At 71.5% G+C, this 5,866-nt stretch carries 2 protein-coding genes and 1 pseudogene; 1 reads left to right on the top strand and 2 read right to left on the bottom strand.

The window, feature by feature from the left end:
• Positions 1 to 5: 5 nt before the first annotated feature.
• Both HUO13_RS14935 and HUO13_RS14940 read right to left on the bottom strand, forming a co-directional pair.
• Positions 6 to 1,070, bottom strand: a complete 1,065-nt coding sequence (locus HUO13_RS14935; protein ID WP_211901949.1) for a DegT/DnrJ/EryC1/StrS family aminotransferase — start codon at positions 1,068 to 1,070, stop codon at positions 6 to 8.
• Positions 1,071 to 1,072: 2 nt separating this feature from the next.
• Entirely contained in the window at positions 1,073 to 2,479 is a 1,407-nt protein-coding gene (locus HUO13_RS14940; RefSeq protein ID WP_211901950.1) for a glycosyltransferase, read from the bottom strand.
• Between the two features lie 255 nt (positions 2,480 to 2,734).
• On the opposite strand from HUO13_RS14940, the pseudogene HUO13_RS14945 reads away from it, so the two are divergent.
• Positions 2,735 to 5,830, top strand: a pseudogene (locus HUO13_RS14945) (type I polyketide synthase); the annotation flags it as partial.
• Positions 5,831 to 5,866 lie beyond the last annotated feature (36 nt).

Raw genomic sequence — 5,866 nt, forward strand, 5'->3', positions numbered from 1 at the left:
GTTCCTCAGTCGTCGTCAGCGGCGTAGAACTCGCGCACCTTGCCAACGATGTGGTCCTGGTCGTCGGCGGTGAGCCCGGTGTGGGTGGGCAGGTAGAGACCTCGTTCGGCGAACCGGTTGGCGTTGAGCTCGCGCCAGTGCGGGGCGAGGTAGCCGGGCTGGCGGCTCATCGGCTTGAAGAACAGCCGCGTCTCGATGCCTTCCCGGGCCAGGAACTCGCGCAGGCCGTCGCGGTCGCGCGCCAGCACGTCGTACATCCACAGCACATCGCGTCGGGGCATCAGCGTGATGCCGTCGACGTCGCGCAACCCCTCGTCGTAGCGCTTCTCGATCCGGGCGCGGGCGGTCAGGACCTCGTCGAGCCGCTCGGTCTGGGCGAGCGCGACCGCGGCCTGCATCGCCGTCATCCGGAAGTTGTAGGCGAGCTTCTTGTGCAGGAAGCTGTGGTCGCGGGAGAACGCCATGCCGCGCAGGTGCTCCATCTGCGCGGCCAGCCGCCCGTCGTCGGTGAGGCAGATGCCGCCTTCGCCCGCGGTGATGATCTTGTTGGCGAACAGCGAGAAGCAGGCGATGTCGCCGACCGGGCGGATGCCGTGCGCCTCTGCGGAGTCCTCCACGACGCGCAGGTTGTACTCGTGGGCGAGCTCCATGATCGGGTCCATGTCGCAGCGCCTGCCGTAGACGTGCACCGGCATGATCACCTTGGTGCGCGGGGTGATCCGCTCCTCGATGAGCGCCACGTCGATGTTCAGGTCGTCCGCGCAGTCCACGAAGACCGGTGTGGCGCCGGTGTAGGTGACCGCCCACGCGCTGGCGATCATGGTGAACTCGGGCACGATCACCTCGTCGCCGGGACCGACCCCGAGCGCGCGCAGCGCCAGCGTGAGCGCCGTGGTCCCGGAGGAGCAGGCGACGCCGTGCGCGATCGCGTTGTAGCGGGCGAACTCCTCCTCGAAGCGCCGCACGAAGGGGCCCTGCGAGGAGATCCAGCCCTCGGTGACGGCCTGCGTGGTGTACTCGAGCTCCCGCCCGGCCAGCCAGGGCTTGGACACGGGGTAGCGCACCGGCATCGTCAGATCCTCGCCTCTCGGTCGTCGCGCATCGCGGGCAGTTGCAGCAGCAGGTCCGCCGCCCGCTCTCGGCCCCCGGCCTCGTGCAGCAGCCGGCTGAACCGCTCGGCGAGGGCGCGGAAGCAGGGCTCGTCGAGCACCCGGGTCAGCTTGTCCAGCACGTCGTCCACGTCGATCGTCTCGGGGCGGTCCAGGGTGAGGCTGACGCCCAGGTCGCGGCCGCGTACCGCCTGGTCGTCGCAGTCCACCCACAGCGGACGCACGACGAGCGGCTTGCCGAAGTGCAGTCCCTCGTGGAAGCCGTTGCCGCCGGCGTGGGTGAAGAACAACCGCACGTTCGGGTGCGCGAGCACGTCCAGCTGCGAGGGAACCCACTTCTCCACGCGGAGGTTGTCCGGCAGCTCCCCGCGGTCCGGCAGCAGGTGGTGCTGCTCCGCGGGCAGTTTCCACAGCACGTGCGTGCCGCGGTCGCCGAGCCTGCGGGTGACCTCCAGCAGTGCGTGCACCTGTTCGCCGGTGAGCCGGGTGACGGTGCCGAAACCCATGTAGACCACCGACTCGCGGGCGCTGAGCCAGTCCTGCAGCCCGCCGTCGTCGGGCGCCTGCGGCAGCGGCGGCACCATCGTGCCGACCAGCCGCATGTGCTCCGGGACCTGGAAGGGGTAGTCCAGCTCCGGTACCGAATAGCACAGCACCATCTCGGCGTGCTCGATGCGGGACATGAACCCGGCGGCCTCGCGCGAGACCCCGAGGTCGTCGCGGATCTGCTGGTCCAGAGCGGCCCGCTCGCGCAGCTCCCTGGTCATGAACATCGCCAGCGTGCGGAACTTGAAGAGCTGGTTGGCGATCCGTTGCGCGAAGCTCATCGCGTAGGGCAGCCCGGAGTGCGGCACGGGGAAGCCCGGCCCGGTGTAGGACTTCGCGAACGGCACGTGCGAGGTGAGCACGTTGCTGGGCATGAAAGGCACGCCCAGCACGAAGGGGATCTTCTTGGTGATGGCCAGTTCGTAGCCGTAGGAGCACATGCTCTCCACGACCATCAGCGCGGGCCGGATCTCCTCGACCGCCTTCTCCAGCGCCCGGTACTTGGCGATGCGGGCCACAGGGGAGAACGTGTGCCGGATGACGGCCCGGTGCGCTTTGAACCGCGAACGCTGGGTGACCTCGCGGTAGGTCTCGTCGTCCCAGGTGACCGCCGACATCTCCGGCACCACCGGGCCCAGCGGCACGAACCGCACCGGGGTGTCGTCGCGCAGCGCCTCGATCTCGTCGCGCCGGTTGTCGTCGGTGGCGAAGTGCAGGTCCTCCACGCCGCGCCGGGACATCTCCTCGGCCAGCACGAGTAGCGGGTTGAGCAGCCCACTCTCCGGATGGCTGACGAACAGGACCGGCCGCCGGGTCGACTCCATGAACAACACCCTTCGCGAGTTGGCCGTCCCGGGGTCCCGACGGGACGCGGGCCGGTGCTGGCGAGGATGTTTCTCCCACATCAGGACGAGGAGAATCCCTAGTTCTGGCAACCACCTCCCACCGTGGTCCTCGCCGAATCTGGGGAAAAGTACAGCGGTGCCGCGAATACGGTCGCCGTGACCAGTGGTGGCGGTCCCGCCCGAGCCAGGCCAGAGGTGGTGCAGTGCATGACTATCCCGCGTAAGACGGCCCCGGACGGCGAGACCGACCCCGTCGCCGTGGTGTCGATGGCGTGCCGGTTCCCTGGCGGGGTGCGGTCCCCGGAGCAGTTGTGGGAGCTGGTCGTCTCGGGCGGCTGCGCTATGTCGGCGCTGCCCGGCGACCGCGGCTGGGACCTGGCGGGCCTGAGCGCGGCGGGAGTGCCCGCGGAGGGCGGTTTCCTGGCGGACGCGGCTGATTTCGACGCCGCGTTCTTCGGGATCTCACCACGCGAGGCGCTGGCCATGGACCCCCAGCAGCGGCTGCTGCTGGAAGTGGCGTGGGAGGCGATCGAGCGCGCCGGGACCGATCCGCTTTCGCTGGAGGGCACCCGGACCGGGGTGTTCGCCGGGACGAACGGGCACGATTACGCCGTCGCGGCGCGGGATTGCCCGCAAGACCTCTCCGGACACGCCGTCACCGGCTTCTCCCCGGCGGTGACTTCCGGGCGGCTGGCCTACTTCCTGGGGCTGCAAGGCCCTGCGATCACTGTGGACACCGCGTCCTCGTCCTCTCTGGTCGCCGTGCACACGGCGTGCCGGACGCTGCGGTCCGGCGAGTGCGAGATGGCGTTGGCGGCCGGTGTGACGGTGATGTCCACGCCGGCGTCGTTCGTCGGCTACGCCCGTCAGGGCGGGTTGGCGCCCGACTCGCGCTGCAAGCCCTTCTCCGCCGACGCCGACGGCACGGTCTGGTCGGAGGGTGTCGCGGTGGTGGTGCTGGAGCCGTTGTCGCGGGCGCGCGCGAACGGTCATGAGGTGCTCGCCGTGGTGCGGGGTTCGGCGGTGAACTCCGACGGCGCTTCGTCGGGGCTCACGGCACCGAACAGTGCGGCGCAACAGGCCGTGATTCGTGCCGCGCTGGCCGACGCCGGGTTGGCCGGCGCGGACGTCGGCGCGCTGGAGGCGCACGGCACCGGAACCAGGCTCGGGGACCCCGTCGAGGCGGCGGCGGTGCTGGCGACCTACGGCCAGGACCGCGCCGCACCGCTTTTGATGGGTTCGGTCAAGGGTGCTCTGGGGCATGCGCAGGCGGCGGCCGGGATGGCGGGGCTGATCAAGGCGGTGCTGTCGATGCGGCACGGAGTCCTGCCCGGCATCGGCGGCCTGCGCGCGGTCACATCCGAGGTGGACTGGGCTTCCGGCGCGGTGGAGGTGCTCGTCGACCACGTGCCGTGGCCGCGCCGGGACCGCCCGCGCCGCACGGGGGTCTCGTCGTTCGGCATCGGCGGGACGAACGCGCACGTAGTGCTGGAGCAGGGGATATCGGCCCCGCAGGAGGAGATTCCGGCGCGCGTCACGCCCGCCGCGGTCGCGATCCCGGTGTCGGGCCGCACGGAGGCCGCGCTGGAAGCGCAGATCGCCCGCGCCGTCGAGCTCGCAGGCGCGGCCGACGTGGCTGATCTCGGTTTCTCGTTCGCCACGCGCCGGTCGGCGTTCGAGCACCGCGGGGTGCTGCTGAGCACGGGCGGTGAGCTCGTCGAGGCCGCGCGGGGGGTCGTGGACGGCGGGTCGCTCGCTGCGGTGTTCTCCGGGCAGGGTGCGCAGCACATCGGCATGGGCCAAGCCCTCTACCACCGGTTTCCGGTTTTCGCTGCGGCACTGGACGAGGTGCTGGATGAGCTGGACCGGCGCCTCGACCACCCGCTGCGGAGCGTGATCTGGGGAAATGACCCCGAGCGGCTGGACCGCACCGAGCACACCCAGCCCGCGCTGTTCGCCATCGAGGTCGCGTTGCACCGGCTCGCCGAGTCGCAGGGCGTGCGGCCCGCCTACGTGGCCGGGCACTCCGTGGGCGAGATCACCGCGGCGCACGTCGCGGGTGCGCTGTCGCTTCCCGACGCGGCAGCGCTGATCAGCGCGCGCGGCAAGATGATGCAGGCGCTGCCTGCGGGCGGCGCGATGGCGGCGATCCAGGCCGGTGAAGACGAGGTGCGCGCGCTGCTGACGCCGGAGGTCAGCCTCGCCGCGGTCAACGGGCCGCGGTCGGTGGTCGTGTCGGGAACGGCCGACGCGGTGGAGGGTGTCGCCGCGCACTTCGCGGGACTCGGCCGCCGCACGAACCGCCTGCGCGTCTCGCACGCCTTCCACTCGCCGCTGGTGGAGCCGATGCTCGACGCCTTCCGCGAGGTCGTGCGCGGGATCAGCCTCGGCGAACCGGAGATCCCGGTCGTGTCCAACCTGACCGGCCGCGTCGCGGAGCCCGGCGAGCTGGCCGACCCGGAGTACTGGGTGCGGCACGTGCGCGAGCCGGTGCGCTTCAGCGACGGCGTCCGCGCGCTGCGCCACGCGGGCGTCACCACGTTCCTGGAGTTCGGGCCGCACGGCGTGCTCTCGCCGATGGTGCACGAATCTCTCGACGCCCCGGCCTCGGTGGTGGCCGCGCTGCGCCGGGACCGCGACGAAGAGGTCGCCTGGGTCACCGCGCTGGCCCGGCTGCACGTCACCGGCACCGAGGTCGACTGGCGCGAGCTGTTCGAGGGCACCGGCGCGCGGCCGGTGGACCTGCCGACCTACCCGTTCCAGCGCGAGCGCTACTGGCCGGAGCAGGCCGGTGCACGTCCGGTCGTGCCGGAGGCCGAACCGGAGCGGCCCGGGTTGTCCGCGCGGCTGGACGACGTGCCGGAAGGCAAGCGCAAACCGTTCCTGCTCGACCTGGTGCGTGCGGAGGCCGCATCGGTGCTCGGGCATCGCGTGCTCGACGCGGTCGGGGCGGACCGGGTGTTCAAGGACATGGGCTTCGAGTCGCTGACCGGTGTCGAGCTGCGGGACCGGCTGTGCCGGGTGACCGGGCTCGCGCTGCCGAGCTCGCTGGTCTTCGACCGGCCCACGCCGGCCTCGGTCGCGGAGTTCCTCGACGAGGCACTGGCCGACGACCGCTCGGAGTCGCTGACCGTGCAGCTGGACGACCTCGAGGAGCGGGTGCTCGCCGGCGCCGGCGACTCCGAGCAGCGGGAGGAGCTCGCCGCCCGCCTCGACCGGATCGCCGCGCGGGTGCGCGGCGGTTCCGCCGCACCGGTCGCCGACGCCGACATCACCGACGCCTCCGTGGACCGGCTGCTCGACCTCATCGACGAAGAGTTCGTCGTCTGACCACCTTTCTCCCGCTGCTGATGTGAGGACTGACCG

This window comes from Saccharopolyspora erythraea, assembly GCF_018141105.1.
GTDB classification, from domain to species: Bacteria; Actinomycetota; Actinomycetes; order Mycobacteriales; family Pseudonocardiaceae; genus Saccharopolyspora_D; species Saccharopolyspora_D erythraea_A.